The following is a 15252-nucleotide window of genomic DNA, read 5'->3' as shown; positions in this document are numbered from 1 at the left end:
CAGTCCTCCACGAAGCTCAGTCCTCGCGCTGAGTGCGGGAATCTTCCGGGGACCGAGCGGTTGGGATCTCCTGGGTGTCGTCGGTCCGCAACGCTTCGTCTTCCTCCGTGGAAAGGTCCTCCGCGCAACGATCGTCCGAGCTGAGTTCGGATGTGGATTCGGGGTCGAGCGAGTTGGAGTCGAGGATGCTGTCGTGCCCCGGCTGGGCGTCGCCGCCAGGGGTGTCACTGACGTCATCGACGTCATCGAGGCCCGCAGGCGCCGTCGGGTCCTCGGACCGCGCGGGGTGCTCGGAATCGTCGGCCATCGACGGATTGCGCGTGGGCGGACGCGGCTGCAGCGAGGTGTCGTCGACGGTCTGCTCGTCGAGTCGGCGCAGCGCTGCGGCGCGCCGATCGATCAAGCCGTCGTCGCCCGTACCGATCGCTTCCAACAAAGCCGTGATCCGTTGCAGTTCGGCGGACAACCGCGCGCGGCGCTCGAGGTGGTTGTCGGGGGCCTCGCAGCGATGGGCGGAGTAGACCTCGAGCACCGTGTCGAGGGCTTCGGTCGGAGCAAGGGCGACGATGGCCGCGAAATCGTCAGCGGGGTCGGCAACCGAGGCGTTCTCCCACCCGGTGATCGCGCGCACGTGATCGTCGACCAGCACGTCGCGGGCCTCCAGCGGACCGTGCGTGATGCAGGTCGGGAAGCGCCAGAGCGTGACCTCTTCCAGGGCGCGTTCCCAGCGAGTCAGCAGTCCCGAAGGCACCAACCCCGTTCCGGCGGCGCGATCGAGCACCGCGAGCCGCCGAGAGCGATAGGAATCAGCGTCGTAGACGGGAATCGATGCCTCGTCGGCGATGCGGGGGTCGACGTCGTGCAGCGCGGCGAGTGCCTCGCCCACGCTGCGCGCGAGGGTGCTTCCACCGCGCAGGTTGCGCCACGTCGCCGGGTTGCCGGGGAGCAACGGGTGCAGGGTCACCAGGTTGTGGTCGGCCAGCATCATCCGGGCCTCGGTCTGGGGCACAGCGAAGGGAACCCGCTTGGCCAGCAGCGCAAGGAACGCGTCGGCCTGCTCCGCCGCGGCAGCCGCAGCGGGGGTGCGGGAGACGCGTACTGTCCATTGCTGGTCATCGGCCCCGACGACGACGGCTTCCTGGAATTTGTCAGTAACCCGCGTCGGCACGTCGGCTACCGAGCGTGGCATCAGCCGCGGCAGCGCGGCGTCGGCGAGGGCAGCGAGGGCATTCGGGTGGCGCAGCACGGGGGTCACGCTACGCGAGACGCGTCGCCTAGCCTGGGAGCCGTGGCCGATCCCCTAGAAACTCGCAGAACACCCATGCTGTCCGCCGGCACCCTTGACCGGGACGCCGCAGCAAGATTCGACCACGGACTACGGGACCGACTGCTGGCTGACCCGCAGACCCGGGTCCTGGACATGCGCGGCGCGCGGATGCCGGTGGTTGGCGAACCGGCCGCCTTGGCGTTCCGGGCGCCGGCCGACGGCGATGACACAGTGGCCTGGTGTTACCTCGGACGTCAGGACGGCAGAGCGGTGATCGCACTGCTGGGGGAGCCCCTGGCCGAGGGTGGCGACGCGGCGCAGGGTCCTACCGCGTTGGGCCGGCCGGCGGCAGAGACCTACCGCAGCCTCCGGTCGATCGCTTCGGCGCTGACCGTCGCTGACCTGGGCGTCGCCGTGACGGGCGCGGCGATGTCCAATTGGCATGTGATGCAACGTTTTTGCTCGCGCTGCGGGTCCGCGACGCGGATCGAGGAAGCCGGCTGGGTTCACGCTTGCGACCGATGCGGACTGCGTACGTTCCCGCGCACCGACGCCGCGGTGATCATGTCCGTCGTCGACGACGACGATCGCCTGCTGCTGGCCCAGGGCACCCGGTTTCGGCTGCCGAGTGGGTTGTCGGTGCTCGCTGGTTTCCTGGAACCTGGTGAGTCGCTCGAAGCGACCGTGCGGCGCGAGGTGATGGAGGAGGTGGGCATCCGAGTGGGTGAGGTCAGCTATGTCGACAACCAGCCATGGCCGATGCCGGCGTCGTTGATGGTGGGCTTCGAGGCGCGTGCGATCTCGACCGACATCACCATCGACCCGGGCGAGATTCGTAGTGCGCGCTGGTTCTCTCGCGAGGAGTTGCGCGCCGCCATGGCATCGGGCGAAGTCACGGTGCCCCCTCAGCTGTCGATCGCGCGCCACCTCATCGAGCGTTGGTATGGCGCGGTGCCGCCGCAACCTGGCGACCCCGCATGACGCCTGACGAAGTACTCGAGGGGCTCGACCCCGAACAACGCGAGGTGGCGGCTAGCCCGCTGGGGCCGATGTGCGTGCTGGCTGGCGCCGGAACCGGGAAGACGCGGGCCATCACCCACCGCATCGCTTATGGCGTCCACTCCGGCGCCTACGCGCCGAACCGGGTGCTGGCAGTGACCTTCACCGCGCGGGCTGCAGGGGAGATGCGCACCCGTCTGCGCGGCCTGGGCTTGCCGGTCGTCCAGGCCCGAACCTTCCACGCTGCAGCGCTGCGCCAACTCGGCCACTTCTGGCCGAAGGTCATCGGCGGTGCGCCGCCGGAGATCATGAGCCACAAAGCGGCCGCGGTCGGTGAGTCTGGTGGCCGGTTGCGGCTGGAACTGGATCGATTGGCCATTCGCGACATCGCCTCGGAGATCGAATGGGCAAAGGTCAGCATGCTGACGCCGCAGGTCTATCCGGCCCAGGCCGCCCGGTTGGGGCGGAAGGTTGCCGACCTCGACCACACCGCAATGGCCCGGCTCTGGGAGACCTACGAAGAGGTCAAAACCGAGCGCCATGTCATCGACTTCGAGGACGTCTTGCTGTTGATGGCTGGTTTCCTCGCCGAGCGCGACGACGTCGCCCGTGAGGTGCGGTCGCAGTATCGCCACTTCGTGGTCGATGAGTATCAGGACGTCAATGCGGTCCAGCAGACCTTGCTCGACCTGTGGCTGGGCGACCGCAACGACGTGTGTGTCGTCGGCGACCCCGCCCAGACGATCTACTCCTTCACCGGCGCCTCGGCCCAGCATCTGCTGGAGTTCGGCCGGCGCCACCCCGGGTCTTCGACCGTACGACTGGTGCGCAACTACCGCTCAACACCGCAGATCCTGCAGGTCGCCAATGCGGTGTTGTCCGCCGCGCGCGGTGGCAACGCGGTGCCGTTGCAGGCTCAGGGTGAACAGGGTCCGGCGGTTCGGATCCATGAATACGCCGACGACGTCGCCGAAGCAGAGGCGATTGCGGGCCACGTCAATGACCTTGTGGCGCAAGGTGTTCCGCACTCCCAGATCGCTGTGTTGTATCGCATCAACGCGCAATCCGAGCCGCTCGAACAAGCGCTCGCCCAGGCCGGCATCAACTATCTGGTGCGCGGCGGGGAGCGCTTCTTCCGCCGGCAAGAAGTGCGCCAGGCGGTCTTGTTGCTGCGCGGCGCCGCGCGCTCCGACGACGGCAGCATCGCGCTGGGGCGTTTGGTTCGCGACGTGATCAGCGGCGCCGGGTGGCAGCCCGATCGGCCGTCCGGTGGCGCGCTGTTGGAGCGCTGGCAGTCATTGGAGGCGCTCGCGTCGGTGGCCGACGAGGTTGCCCGCAACACCCCTGAGGCCAGGCTGCCCGAAGTTGTCGCCGAACTCGACCGGCGCGCGGCCGAACAGCATGCCCCGGCGGTCGAGGGTGTCACCCTGGCATCCCTGCACGCCGCAAAGGGGCTGGAGTGGGATGCGGTGATCCTGGCCGGCTGCTCGGACGGACTGCTGCCGTTGTCCCATGCTGAAGGCCCGGACGCGATCGAGGAGGAGCGCCGGCTGGCCTACGTCGGGCTCACCCGTGCCCGCCGCCACTTGGTGCTGACCTGGGCGGCGGCGCGACAACCGGGCGGCAAGCCCACGAGGTCGGTCAGCCGGTTCCTGAACGCGGCCGATCGGGTCCTGGATGGCGTCGCTCCGCGGCGTCGGGCCGCCCCCGTCCGGGGCCGCACCTCCGAGCGAGCCCGCGCCGTACGCTGCCGCGGCTGCGGCAAGGACCTTTACCTCGCCGCCGAACGCAAGATCGGCCGCTGCGCCGATTGCCCGCCGACCTATGACGAGCAGACCTTCGAAGCGATGCGCACCTGGCGCAAGGCCGTTGCCGACCGGCAGCGAGTGCCAGCGTTCGTGATCTTCACTGACGCGACCTTGATCGCGATCGCGGAGAAGAACCCGCCCGATGAGCGTGGCCTGTCGACCGTCTCAGGGGTCGGACGCACCAAGCTCGACCGCTACGGCGCTGCCGTCCTTGGTGTTCTGCGCGGCGAAGATGTCGAGAAGATGATCGAAATTGCTTGTGCTGCAACAGAATCCGAGTGACCGAAGAATTCACAGAAATTCGACGTGAAAATAAGTTGCCCGTCATGAGACAAGGCGATTAGCCTGAATCCCGTTCAGCTCGGTTGACCACAGGTCGATCGGGGCCGGGATCAGATGAAAGGAGGGTTGGCGAGATGAAGAAGAACCTCACCCAGGTGCTGTCGAACGATACGTTCGACGGTTGCGTCATGCACTCGACCTTGCCGATCCTCGCCGCCGTCCCGGCGTCGACCCAGGGGACCACTGTGTCCGCGTCGGCTTTCTCGAAGCGTGAGCGCATTTCCCCCTTCGCCGGAGTTGTCTCCGCTGCCGGGAGGACCTCGATCTGATCTGACCCACAGATGATCGGTCCTTACCAAGGCCGCGGAACCCCAGTGAACATGGGTCCGCGGCTTTTGTGTTTGTCCGCCGCGGTCGCCCTTCCAAGCAGGAACGACCAGAGAGAACGACCAGACATGTGTGATGTCGATCAGCAACAGATCAGTTTGAGCGGGTTCATCGATCAGACGTTTGCGGCCGTCGAGGAAGGCCTTGACCTTCCTTGTCAGGTCAACGACCCGGAGATGTGGTTCGCGCAGCGCCCCGAGGACGTCGAGTTCGCGAAGGCGTTGTGTGGCACCTGTCCGCTGCAACAGGAGTGCCTCGCCGGTGCGCTGGAGCGGGAAGAGCCATGGGGCGTCTGGGGTGGAGAGATCTTCGACCAGGGTGTCGTGATCGCCCGCAAACGGCCGCGTGGGCGGCCACGGAAGAACCCGGTCGCGGCGTGACCGTTTCCCGGACCGGCGTGGCCGGTCGCCGCCTTCGGTATGTGGCTCCCTGCCCTTGGAAGACTGCCTCGCTCATCAGCGGGTTGGTGCTCCAGGGGCAGGGAGTCACTGCCGTTTATGACCTTTAGCGGCCGATGGAACCCGGAACGCACTCGGCGAAGATGTCACGCGCGGGCACCGTCCCCTCGATCTGACACAACACCGCGATACCGCCGAGCCAGGTGCGGTGGATCAGCACGAACTCCGGCGGCAGGTTCAGCTGTAGACCGACAGTGAACCGTGAACTGCGCGGATCGTTGATGTGGTTGAACACCCCACGCAGCCAAGCGCGGGTGAACCGGAATTGGTCCTGCAGCAATGGCTCCACGAAGACGCCGAGGTAGTCCAGCAGTCGGTCTGGGTCGACCTGGATGCTGGAGCGAACAAAGCCGTGGTCACGCAGCACCTCCAGCAGGGCCTCGCCATCGCCGAGCATGGCTTGACTGGCGATCTCACCGAGTGCCGTGGGCAGCCCATCGGGCAATCGGTTGACCGCGCCGAAGTCGAGCACCCCAAGACGTCCGTCATCGAGCAATCGGAAGTTGCCGGGGTGAGGGTCGGCGTGGAGCAGTCCGGCGTGTTCGGGGCCGCCGAGCAGGAACTCCAGGTATCGACGGGCCGCGAGGTCCCGCTGGCCGGGCGTGCCGTCGGAGATGATTCGCGACAGCGGGGTGCCGTGCATCCATTCGCTGACGATCACCGTTTCGGTGGCCTCGATCAGCGCCGGGACGTGCACGTGATCGCTGTCCGCATAGGCCTCGGCGAACTGGTCCTGCATCTGCGCCTCGAGCAGGTAGTTCGTCTCCTCGCTCATCCGGGCCTTCAGTTCATCCAGGATCGGACCGACGTCGAGGCCGGGAACCCACAGGGTGCTGATCTTCGCCACCCGGCTCAACTGGTTGAGGTCGGACATCAATGCCTTGGCTGCCCCGGGGTATTGGATCTTCACCGCGACGTCGCGGCCGTCCTCCCAGACACCACGGTGCACCTGGCCGATCGACGCGCTCGCCACCGGCTTCATCTCGAACGAGGTAAATCGGTCGCGCCAGTCAGCCCCGAATTGAGCGCCCAGAACCTGCACGACAGTCTTCTCCGGCATCGAGGGCGCGGAGTCCTGCAGCTTGGTGAGCGTCGCCCGGTAGGGGGCGGCCATTTCCTCGGGCAGGGCGGCCTCGAACATCGACAGGCCCTGGCCGAACTTCATCGCGCCACCCTTGAGACCACCCAAAACTTTGAACAGTTGGGCGGCGGTCTGTTCCTGCATGGCGGCCGCGACGGCCTCGGCCGGCTGCCCGCCGATCCGCTTTCCAACACCGAGCGCGGCCCGGGCGCCGATCCCGAGCGGAAGGCTCGCCAGTCGCGCGGTGCGTACGACAGCCTTGCGGGGGATTTCGCTCATAACCCCATTGTCACCCAGCGACCTCAAGACCTCCGACCAACGACATCCCGGAGCAATGACAGCGCGGGTGGATCGGCCAGAATCGGTGTTCCACCACCGGTTCCGGAGTGGTGACGGCGAGTGCGAGGCCCGGTGTGATCGGGTGGCCGGCGGCCATTCCGCGCAGGACGAGACCGACCAAACCGGTCGCCATCCGACTCAGCTCCGGCGCGGTCGACACCGGACCCTCACTGATTCGTACGGTGCGGAGTTGGGCCAACACCAGCGGCCATGGGCCGAACTGATCCGCCCGACGCAGATGCAGACAGCGCGCACACGGCCCGTCGTCGGGCCGCAGTAGGGGGCCGACGACCACCTGGTCGCTGCCGACCTCGACCGGCAGAACCAGGTGGGGGCCGGGCGCGGAAAGCGGATCGAGATCGACCGGACCACCGATCATGACGCGTACGTCGGGGTGTGAACCGTCGCTGACACCGAGGTCATGCAGCAGCGACCGTACGTCGTCGGCGACCGGGCCCTCGCCCTCGACACCCACCCGCAACCCCCGCAGATCGGTCGGCTCCATCCGGGCCATGGCGGTGCGCAACAAGGAGGTGAGGTGACGATTCCCGGAGCGTTGGAACACCTGCGGCCACCGAGCCGCGCTCAGCGGGGGAAGCTGCAGAAGATCGTCGACCACGGCAACCGGCAGCCCGGTCAACAACTGCGGGTGGCGGCTCGAAATGCCGAGCACCACGCGGTCGGGACCGCAGCGCAGTGCACGGAAATGTGGTTGGTCCATGGTTGCTCCCCTCGGGCGAGGAGCCAGCATGGCGTGCGGTGGAATTTTCCGGCGCTACTTCTCCACAGGCATGCCGGTTTCCACAGCCGCGGCGCGTGTTGCTCTCCGGCGGCCGTCGACGACGTATCTTGCAGGGATGGATGCCGCGCAGCCCGAGGTCGAGATCGTCCGCTCAGCGCGGCGACAGCGCTCGGCGTCCGCGGCCTTCGTCGACGGGCGGATTGTGGTTCGCGTGCCAGCTCACCTCAGCCGGGCAGAGGTCGATCGGATCGTTCCCGGGTTGGTCAACCGGGTAGTTGCCAAACAGCGCGGAAGCCGGCCCACCGACCTGGCCTTGGCCGAACGCGCGACCCGGCTATCCCGCACCCATCTCGGCGGCCTCGCGGTTCCGGCATCGGTGCGGTGGGTGACCAATCAGCGGTCGCGCTGGGGTTCTTGCACCCCGGTGACCAGGGAAATTCGGCTTTCGTCACGGCTGCAGGGGATGCCCGACTACGTCATTGACTTCGTGCTGTTGCACGAACTGGCTCACCTGCTCCAACCCGACCACGGCCGGTCCTTCCACGCCCTGTTGGCCGGCTATCGCCAGCGGGAACGCGCCGAGGCTTATCTGGCCGGAGCCAGCTTCGGTGCGAGCCTGCCCGCGCTCGATGAGTTGGACGACCTCAGCGACGGTCCAGCAGCAGACGCCGCACCCGCCTGATCGTTGCCGGCAGGTCGGGGTCGGTCGGGGTGGGCAACTGCTGGACCGGACACCAGCGGACCTCCTCTGACTCGGGCGAGACCACCACCGTCTGCGGGTGGGTCAATACGGCGCCGACCCGCAGGTCGAGGTGGGATCGGCAGCGGCCGAACGCGGCAGGCAACTGGTGGTGGTGCAGGTCAACCACTCGTACGCTCTCGTCTGCGACGTCGAGCCCGGTCTCTTCTCTGATCTCCCGCAGCGCGGCCCCCACCACGCTCCGATCGCCTTCCTCGAAGTGTCCGCCGGGCTGCAACCAGAGCTTCGCCTTGCCGTGGAAGACCATCGCGACGTGGTCGAGCGTGGGGTCGAACACGAATCCACTGCCGGTCAGGTGATCGACCACCCCATCCCGACTCATCGCGTCGCTGTGTTGCTCGAGGTGGCTCAGATAGGCCAGGCGCAGCCGTTCGGAACCCTCGTCGGGCGCGATCCAGTCGGCGAGCAGACGCGTGGCGTCGGCCCGGAGTTCGGCGAAGCTCACGCGCCGGTCGGACCTTCGTCACCAGCAGTGGGGTCATCTGCGTCGCCATCGGTGTCGGTGGCGTCGCCGGTGGCCGGTTTGTCGCCCGCGTCGGGTTTGGCGGTGGGCGTCTCACCGGCGTCCATCTCCGCGCGGCCCTGAGCGAGCAGCGCTGCGAGGGCGTCATCCATCTCGTCCGGCTCCGGCTGATGCTGGCCGATCGCTGGCTTCTCACCGGACACATAGCCCGAGGGATCGTCGAGGTCGGCGGCGGTCGGCGCGAAGTCGGGGTGCTTCCACGCGGCGTCGCGCCCGTCAGCACCCCGCGCGTCTTCCAGGGCAGCAAACAGAGCGGCGGCGTCGCGCAGCCGGCGAGGTCGCAATTCCAGTCCGACCAGGCTCGCGAAGACCTTCTCTGCCGGACCGCCGGTGGCGCGCCGACGGCGTACGGCCTCGGAGAGTGCGTCTGCGTGGGGGAGATGCGGGCGTACGGCGTGGTCTGACACGACGTCGACCCAGCCTTCGACCAGAGCCAGCAGCGTCTCCAAGTGGGCAAGCGCGCGTTGCTGATTCTCGCTCGGTTGCGGGCGGAACATCGAACCGGACAGCGCTTCCTGCATCGCTTCTGGGTCCTGCATGTCGGTCTGGGACAAGGCGCGCTCGATGCCTTCGGAGTCGACAGTGACGTCGGCGGCGTAGGACTGCACGGCCGCGATCAGCGCCGGGCCAAGCCACGGAACGCTGTCGAACAGGCGGGTGCGGGCCGCCTCGCGGACCGCGAGGTAGAGGTGGACCTCACCGGTGTCCAGGCCGAGGCCCTCGGCGAAGGAGCCGACATTGCTGGGGAGGATGACCGCCGGTTGCCCTTCGGTCAACGGCAGGCCGACCTCGGTGCCGGTCACTAGTTCGGTGGCGAGGGTGCCGACCGCCTGGCCGAGCTGCATCGCGAACACCGCACTGCTCATCTTGGCCAGCATCGGTTCGATCTGGCCCATCATCTGCGGTTGCATGCCGAACTGTTCCGAGCCGAGGCGGCCGATCTGCTCGTGCATCGCCGTTCGTACGGCGTCGTTGACGGCGGTGGCCAGCGGTTCGACCAGCCGGCGCCAGGTCGGCATCGTTGCCTCGACCCACTCCGACCGGCTCCACGCCTTGCCGGCGCCCGTCGAGGGAAAATCGGTTGTCTGGTCGAGCCAGAGGTTCGCGACTGAGACGACCTGATCGACATCGCGGGCGGTCGCCGCGCCGATGCTCGGGTCACCGCCTTCGGACAGGGTGCGCCGGGCGACGTCGCGGGCGGCGTCCATGTTGAAGCCGCCCTCGTCGGAGCCGGACATCATCGCGGCCATTTGTTGTTGCATCAGCTGGAATTGGGCCGGATCGATGTGGCCGAGCCCGAGCTGCGAGAGGGTCTCGCTCATCTGCGCGGAGTCGCCGCCCATCAGGTTGCGCAGCAATTCGTTGAAATCGGGTTCGCCGTCCTCGTCCGGACGAGGCTGGTCATCGGTCATGACGCTCCTTCGCAGGTGGTTGTCGGCAGATTTTGATCACTGTCTGCGACAACCGAGGCGGTGCTGGATTCGTTCCCTGGGCAAGCGCACAGGGAACACGGGGTGCTCACCACCTACGCTACGACCAGCAACCGGAAGGTGAAACATATGCACGACGTAAGAGTCACGTTGGCTGACATCCGCGACACCCCGTTGTCGGTCGACGAAGTGACCGAAGCCGTACGAGACCCGCGGGCCGGCGGCATCGCGCTCTTCGTCGGCGTTGTCCGCGATCACGACAGTGGAAAGGGCGTCGTCGGGCTCGACTACAGCGCCCACCCGAGTGCGGTCGAGCAGCTGCGCGACGTGTGTGACCGGGTGTTGGGCGACGAGGTGACCAAGGCGGCGGCAGTCCACCGCATCGGCCACCTCGCAGTGGGCGACCTCGCGGTCGTGGTGGCCGTCAGCGCTCCACATCGCGCAGCGGCCCTGGATGCTTGTCGGCGTCTGATCGACGAGCTGAAAACTGCCGTGCCGATCTGGAAGCAGCAGGGATTCACCGACGGCAGCGACGAATGGGTAGGACTGGCATGACCGAAGGCGACGTGAACCCGACCACTGGCGACGGGGCCACCGGTGGTGCGACCGCCACGGCCAAGCCAGAGGGTGTCAGCACCCGCAACATCGTGCTGTTGGCGATCACCGCGACGCTGGTGGTGCTCATTGCCGCGCTCAACTTCATCCACGTTCCCTACGCGATCCTGCGGCCTGGGCCGGCAACGAACACTCTGGGTCAGCGGGACAACAAGGAGATCATTTCGATCTCCGGGGTCAGCACCTACCCGACGTCCGGATCGCTCGATTTCACCACCGTCTCGTTGGCCGGCGGTCCGAACTATCCGGTGTCGGTGTGGGACTACCTGCACGCGAAGTTCCTTGAAAAGAACGCCGAAATCGACCCGCAGGAGATGTGGTTCCCCAAGGGCGTGACCGGCAAGCAGGTGCAACAGCAGAACACCGCCGACATGGTCGACTCGCAGGAGACAGCTGAGGTGGTCGCGCTGCGCAAGGCGGGAAAGACGGTCCCGGAAAGGGTCCTGATCGGGTTGGTTGACCCCAAGGCGCCCTCGGGAACGGCCCTGAAGGTGAAGGACCAACTGGTGTCGGTCAACGGCACGGAAGTCAGCGACCTCGCCACGGTCCACGACGCGATGGCCAAGGTCACCCCCGGCGCGACGGTGGCCCTCGTGGTCCTTCGGGCCGGCAAGCAGGTAGCCGTGCAAGCCAAGACCGCGAAGTCCACCGACGGACGGGCAGTCCTCGGAATCGGCCTCGACCCGACGTACACCCTGCCGGCGAAGGTGAGCGTCAACGTCGGTGATGTCGGCGGCCCATCCGCCGGCATGATGTTCACCCTGGCGATCTACGACAAGATCACCCCTGGCGCGCTCACCGGTGGCCAGAAGGTGGCCGGAACCGGCACCATCTCCGAAGACGGCTCCGTCGGCCCGATCGGCGGCATTGCCCACAAGATGGTCGGCGCCAAGGATGCGGGCGCGACCTACTTCCTGGCTCCGGCCAGCGACTGTGACGAGGTGGTCGGCAACATCCCGAAGGGGATGACTGTCGTCAAGGTCGCCACGGTCGATGAGGCGCTCGCGGCGATGAAGAAGATTGCCACCGGAGCGCGCACCGGCATGCCGGCGTGCACTAAGTAACGCTCAGCCTTCCAGGGTCGCTTTCAAGGCGGCCACCAGCCCGGGCGCAATGTCCTGGCCCAGGGCGACCTTGTCGTCGGTGTCGTGGTCACGCTGGCGCAGCAGGCAGAGGAACTCGCCGTCACGGGCGACGGCGACGAGCAGCCGTACGTCGTGGCGGTCGGGGTGGTTCGCCAAGGCTTCGGCGGCCTGTTCTGCGTTGGCTGGTAGGTCGTTCTCGGCCTCCGGCGGCACCACGATCCGCTCGATGGCCAGGGCGACACCCTCGACCTCGGGCGGCCACGCGAGCCGGCCGAGCATCGACTCGACCGACGACGTACGCGGCATGCCTTCTTGTTCGATGGCGCTGATCCCGTCGGGGTCAGCGCCATTCAATTGGTCGACCAGCGCCGGCTCATTGGCCATCAGTGAAGCGTTGCGCGCGAGGGCGAAAAGGCGCGGTGGCTGGTCCCAGCCGGCCGCCGCAACGTGTCGTTCGGTGTCGACGGCGCATTCGCCGAGCGGGCTGAGCAGGGGGCGGACGACCGGTTCGTCGGAGGAACTCATGCCCCCATCGTTCCGTATCCGCCAAGCGGTGTCGGTGCGGCGGGTTAGGTTAGTCGGGAAAGTGCTGCTCATCCCCGTGGAGGTGCCCGTGGAATCGGCCGACGACCGCGACGCGGGTCCGGCGAGCCCGTGGGGTAGTCGACCGTTGGGTGGACGCTCCGCGCGCCGGGTCCTTTACACCGCCATTGCGGTGCTCTGTGCCTACCTTGCCCTCCGTCTCGGGGTGAAGATCTGGACCGAGGCCCTCTGGTATCAATCGGTCGGCTACTCCGAGGTCTACCGCAACCAGCTGATGGCGAAGGGCGGGATGTTCGTCGGCGGGTTCGTGGTGACCGGTGGTCTGATCCTGGCTTCGATCAAGCTCGCCCACCGTTATCGCCCGTTCCTGGTGCCGTTGGCCGTGGAGCGCGACTCGATGGAGCGTTATCGCGACGCGATCGAGCCGATGCGCAAGCTTGCCTTCCGCGGCGTCCCGCTGCTGTTCGGACTGTTCGGTGGTGGGGTCGCCACCAGCCAGTGGCAGTTGCTGCTGCTCTGGTGGAACCGGCAGAGTTTTGGCCAGCGCGACCCGGAGTTCGGCAAAGACATCGGCTTCTACATCTTCAGCCTGCCCTGGTGGCAGTTCTTGGTCACCGAGTTGACCCTCGCGTTGGTGCTCGCCCTTGTTGCCGGCCTGCTGACGATGTATCTCTACGGCGCCATCTCGCTCACCCGAGAGGTCGGCGAACGGTTCACCCCGGCCGCACGCATCCAGTTGGCAGTCACAGCCGCCTTGCTGTTGCTGGTGCGGGCCGTCGCCTATTGGCTCGGCCGCTATGACCTGACCACCAAGCAGTCCCGGCTGATCACAGGTGTCGACTACACCGCCGCCCACGCGCAGGAGCCGGTGAAGACCATCCTGACCGTCGCGGCGGTGTTGTGTGCGGGCCTGTTCGTCGCCTGCATCTGGACCCGCACCTGGCGATTGCCGGTTGTGGCCGTGGTGTCGATGGTCGTCATGACCGTCGCGCTGAGCGGGATCTATCCCTCCTTGGTCCAGAACTTCAAGGTCGGCCCGAACGCACGCTCGCTCGAAGCGCCCTATATCGCCCGCAACATTGCGGCGACCCGGGCGGCCTATGGCGTCGCGAACGTGCAACCGATCGATCAGAGTCCGCAGACCACGCCGACGACCGCCGCCAAAGAACAAGACTCGGCGTCCGTCCCTGGTATTCGGTTGATCGACCCCGACCTGATCGCGCCCACCCTGCAACAGAGCCAGCTCAAGCAGTACTACCGTTTCCCAGACCTGCTCGATGTCGACCGCTACACCGTCGACGGCAAGATCACCGACGCCGTCGTAGGCGTGCGTGAACTCGACCTCAGCGGGATCCCCGTGGAGCAGCGCAACTGGGTGAACCAACACACCGTCTACACCCACGGCTATGGGCTGGTCGCCGTCTACGGCAACCAGCGCAATGCTGAGGGCGAGCCCATTCAGATGGACATGCAGAAAGTCGCCGGACCCTACCAGCCGCGGATCTACTTCGGTGAGGATTCCCCGGCCTACTCCATCGTGGGTGGGGCGAAGGGGTCGGCCCCGGTCGAGCTCGACTATCCCGATTCCAAGGGGGCGGAGCAGCGCACCAGTTACACCGGCGGCGGGGGAGTCGCGCTCGGGGGCTTCATGCGTCGCGCGGCCTACGCGATCAAATACTCCGAATACAACTTCCTGTTCTCCGACGCGATCAACAATGACTCGCGGATTCTGGACAACCGTTCCCCGGTCGCCCGGGTGAAGAAGGTGGCCCCTTGGCTCACCGTCGACGGAGACCCTTATCCGATCGTCGCCGATGGCCGTCTGCAGTGGGTGGTCGATGGCTACACCACCTCCGACCGCTACCCCTATTCGCAGTTGGAGTCGCTCGCCAGCACTCAGGACACACTCACCCAGGCGAACACGAACGTACGAGCTGCCGGTGACAGCAAGATCAACTATCTGCGCAACTCGGTGAAGGCCACCGTCGATGCCTACACCGGCAAGATCGAGCTGTATGCCTGGGACACCTCAGACCCAATTCTGGCGGCGTGGCGCAAGGCCTTCGGCGGAACCGTGCAGCCGGCGTCCAAGATGCCAGCAGCGGTGCGCGCCCACGTTCGGTATCCGTCCGACCAGTTCAAGATTCAGCGTGAGGTGCTCGCGCGCTACCACCCGCAAGACACCTCGACCTTCTTCAGCGGCACCGACCTGTGGCAGGTGCCGGCCGACCCCACCCGTACGGCGGGGGAGAGCCAGCCGCCTTACTACCTGTCGCTGGCGATGCCGGGGCAGAAGACGCCGGAATATTCGTTGTCGAGCACCTACACCCCCAACGGCTCGCGGCAGAACCTCGCCGGTTATCTGGCGGTCGACTCCGACGCAACGCCGACGCCGGGCAAGCCGAACGGGAGCTACGGCACCCTGCGGTTGTGGACGATGCCACGCACCACCACCATCAAGGGCCCAGCCCAGTTCCAGAACGATCTGCGCAGTTCGAGCGAGGCTGCCTCGATCCCCGGGTCCGACCAGCCGCTCTCGCAGTTCCTGGCGAACAACGGCACTCGGGTGCAGTTCGGCAACATGCTCACGTTGCCGTTCGGTGACGGGCTGCTCTATGTCGAGCCGCTGTATGTGAAGTCCGGTGGCACCACCGGCTATCCACTGCAACGAGCCGTCGTGGTGCAGTTCGGTGGACGAATCGCCTGGGCCGACACCCTTGAGCGCGCCCTCAACGGGCTGTTCAGCAACTCCACGGGAACCTCGAAACCGGTCGCTGGTGACACCGTTCCCAAGGCGATCGCTGATGCCAGCACGGCGTGGAACGAGGGGCAGGCGGCCTTGAAGCGCGGTGACCTCGGCGGCTATCAGGCGGCGATGGGACGGATGAAGTCGGCGCTCGACCGGGTGGGGAAACTGTCTTCGACGAAGTAGG

The 15252-nt window shown here is 66.9% G+C and carries 14 protein-coding genes; 8 read left to right on the top strand and 6 right to left on the bottom strand.

Going from position 1 to position 15252, the window contains the following annotated elements; all coding sequences use genetic code 11:
• Positions 1 to 16: 16 nt before the first annotated feature.
• Entirely contained in the window at positions 17 to 1246 is a 1230-nt protein-coding gene (locus ACYU98_RS11215; RefSeq protein WP_460468288.1) for a phosphotransferase, read from the bottom strand.
• Positions 1247 to 1288: 42 nt separating this feature from the next.
• Between ACYU98_RS11215 and nudC the strand changes: the two genes are divergently transcribed.
• The 4 genes from nudC to ACYU98_RS11195 all read left to right on the top strand — a co-directional run bounded on the left by nudC (position 1289) and on the right by ACYU98_RS11195 (position 5123).
• Positions 1289 to 2248 (top strand): NAD(+) diphosphatase, encoded by a 960-nt coding sequence (gene nudC / locus ACYU98_RS11210; RefSeq protein ID WP_460468287.1) that lies wholly within the window; start codon positions 1289 to 1291, stop codon positions 2246 to 2248.
• Positions 2245 to 4356 carry an ATP-dependent DNA helicase UvrD2 gene (locus ACYU98_RS11205; RefSeq protein ID WP_460468286.1) on the top strand — a complete coding sequence of 704 codons (2112 nt, stop codon included), beginning with the start codon at positions 2245 to 2247 and terminating at the stop codon, positions 4354 to 4356. Before nudC ends, ACYU98_RS11205 begins: the two co-directional genes overlap by 4 nt.
• Before the next feature lie 134 nt (positions 4357 to 4490).
• Positions 4491 to 4685, top strand: coding sequence for a hypothetical protein (locus tag ACYU98_RS11200; RefSeq protein WP_460468285.1), 195 nt, complete (start codon positions 4491 to 4493; stop codon positions 4683 to 4685).
• A gap of 126 nt (positions 4686 to 4811) precedes the next feature.
• Positions 4812 to 5123, top strand: a complete 312-nt coding sequence (locus tag ACYU98_RS11195; RefSeq protein ID WP_460468284.1) for a WhiB family transcriptional regulator — start codon at positions 4812 to 4814, stop codon at positions 5121 to 5123.
• Between the two features lie 124 nt (positions 5124 to 5247).
• On the opposite strand, the gene ACYU98_RS11190 is transcribed toward ACYU98_RS11195, so the two are convergent.
• Positions 5248 to 6561, bottom strand: a complete 1314-nt coding sequence (locus ACYU98_RS11190) for an ABC1 kinase family protein (RefSeq protein WP_460468283.1) — start codon at positions 6559 to 6561, stop codon at positions 5248 to 5250.
• A gap of 10 nt (positions 6562 to 6571) precedes the next feature.
• Positions 6572 to 7342, bottom strand: coding sequence for a hypothetical protein (locus ACYU98_RS11185; protein ID WP_460468282.1), 771 nt, complete (start codon positions 7340 to 7342; stop codon positions 6572 to 6574).
• A gap of 136 nt (positions 7343 to 7478) precedes the next feature.
• Here ACYU98_RS11185 and ACYU98_RS11180 point away from each other — a divergent pair, with 136 nt between their 5' ends.
• Positions 7479 to 8045: a M48 metallopeptidase family protein gene (locus ACYU98_RS11180; RefSeq protein ID WP_460468281.1), complete on the top strand. Its 567-nt coding sequence runs from the start codon at positions 7479 to 7481 to the stop codon at positions 8043 to 8045.
• Here ACYU98_RS11180 and ACYU98_RS11175 read toward each other — a convergent pair.
• A complete protein-coding gene (locus ACYU98_RS11175) occupies positions 8008 to 8568 on the bottom strand; it encodes an NUDIX hydrolase (protein WP_460468280.1) in 561 nt (186 codons plus the stop codon). The two genes, ACYU98_RS11180 and ACYU98_RS11175, sit on opposite strands and share 38 nt — an antisense overlap.
• Positions 8565 to 10058 (bottom strand): zinc-dependent metalloprotease, encoded by a 1494-nt coding sequence (locus ACYU98_RS11170; RefSeq protein ID WP_460468279.1) that lies wholly within the window; start codon positions 10056 to 10058, stop codon positions 8565 to 8567. Before ACYU98_RS11170 ends, ACYU98_RS11175 begins: the two co-directional genes overlap by 4 nt.
• Positions 10059 to 10205: 147 nt before the next feature.
• Between ACYU98_RS11170 and ACYU98_RS11165 the strand changes: the two genes are divergently transcribed.
• Both ACYU98_RS11165 and ACYU98_RS11160 read left to right on the top strand, forming a co-directional pair.
• Positions 10206 to 10631, top strand: coding sequence for a molybdenum cofactor biosynthesis protein MoaE (locus ACYU98_RS11165; protein WP_460468278.1), 426 nt, complete (start codon positions 10206 to 10208; stop codon positions 10629 to 10631).
• Positions 10628 to 11755: a YlbL family protein gene (locus ACYU98_RS11160; RefSeq protein WP_460468277.1), complete on the top strand. Its 1128-nt coding sequence runs from the start codon at positions 10628 to 10630 to the stop codon at positions 11753 to 11755. Before ACYU98_RS11165 ends, ACYU98_RS11160 begins: the two co-directional genes overlap by 4 nt.
• 3 nt (positions 11756 to 11758) lie before the next feature.
• Here ACYU98_RS11160 and ACYU98_RS11155 read toward each other — a convergent pair whose 3' ends face one another.
• Positions 11759 to 12301 (bottom strand): PPA1309 family protein, encoded by a 543-nt coding sequence (locus ACYU98_RS11155; RefSeq protein ID WP_460468276.1) that lies wholly within the window; start codon positions 12299 to 12301, stop codon positions 11759 to 11761.
• 61 nt (positions 12302 to 12362) lie between these two features.
• Between ACYU98_RS11155 and ACYU98_RS11150 the strand changes: the two genes are divergently transcribed.
• Entirely contained in the window at positions 12363 to 15251 is a 2889-nt protein-coding gene (locus tag ACYU98_RS11150) for a UPF0182 family membrane protein (RefSeq protein WP_460468275.1), read from the top strand.
• Position 15252 lies beyond the last annotated feature (1 nt).

This window comes from Calidifontibacter terrae, from assembly GCF_054778835.1.
The sequence above is the reverse complement of the archived record's forward strand: the minus strand, read 5'-3'. Positions and strand labels throughout refer to the sequence as shown.

What these genes read in the sequence shown, in the direction of transcription:
- ACYU98_RS11160 (WP_460468277.1), top strand. Translation starts at nt 10,628, where the DNA reads ATGACCGAAGGCGACGTGAACCCGACCACTGGCGACGGGGCCACCGGT.
- ACYU98_RS11155 (WP_460468276.1), bottom strand. Translation starts at nt 12,301, where the DNA reads ATGAGTTCCTCCGACGAACCGGTCGTCCGCCCCCTGCTCAGCCCGCTC.
- ACYU98_RS11180 (WP_460468281.1), top strand. Translation starts at nt 7,479, where the DNA reads ATGGATGCCGCGCAGCCCGAGGTCGAGATCGTCCGCTCAGCGCGGCGA.
- ACYU98_RS11200 (WP_460468285.1), top strand. Translation starts at nt 4,491, where the DNA reads ATGAAGAAGAACCTCACCCAGGTGCTGTCGAACGATACGTTCGACGGT.
- ACYU98_RS11165 (WP_460468278.1), top strand. Translation starts at nt 10,206, where the DNA reads ATGCACGACGTAAGAGTCACGTTGGCTGACATCCGCGACACCCCGTTG.
- ACYU98_RS11195 (WP_460468284.1), top strand. Translation starts at nt 4,812, where the DNA reads ATGTGTGATGTCGATCAGCAACAGATCAGTTTGAGCGGGTTCATCGAT.
- ACYU98_RS11205 (WP_460468286.1), top strand. Translation starts at nt 2,245, where the DNA reads ATGACGCCTGACGAAGTACTCGAGGGGCTCGACCCCGAACAACGCGAG.
- ACYU98_RS11185 (WP_460468282.1), bottom strand. Translation starts at nt 7,342, where the DNA reads ATGGACCAACCACATTTCCGTGCACTGCGCTGCGGTCCCGACCGCGTG.
- ACYU98_RS11170 (WP_460468279.1), bottom strand. Translation starts at nt 10,058, where the DNA reads ATGACCGATGACCAGCCTCGTCCGGACGAGGACGGCGAACCCGATTTC.
- ACYU98_RS11190 (WP_460468283.1), bottom strand. Translation starts at nt 6,561, where the DNA reads ATGAGCGAAATCCCCCGCAAGGCTGTCGTACGCACCGCGCGACTGGCG.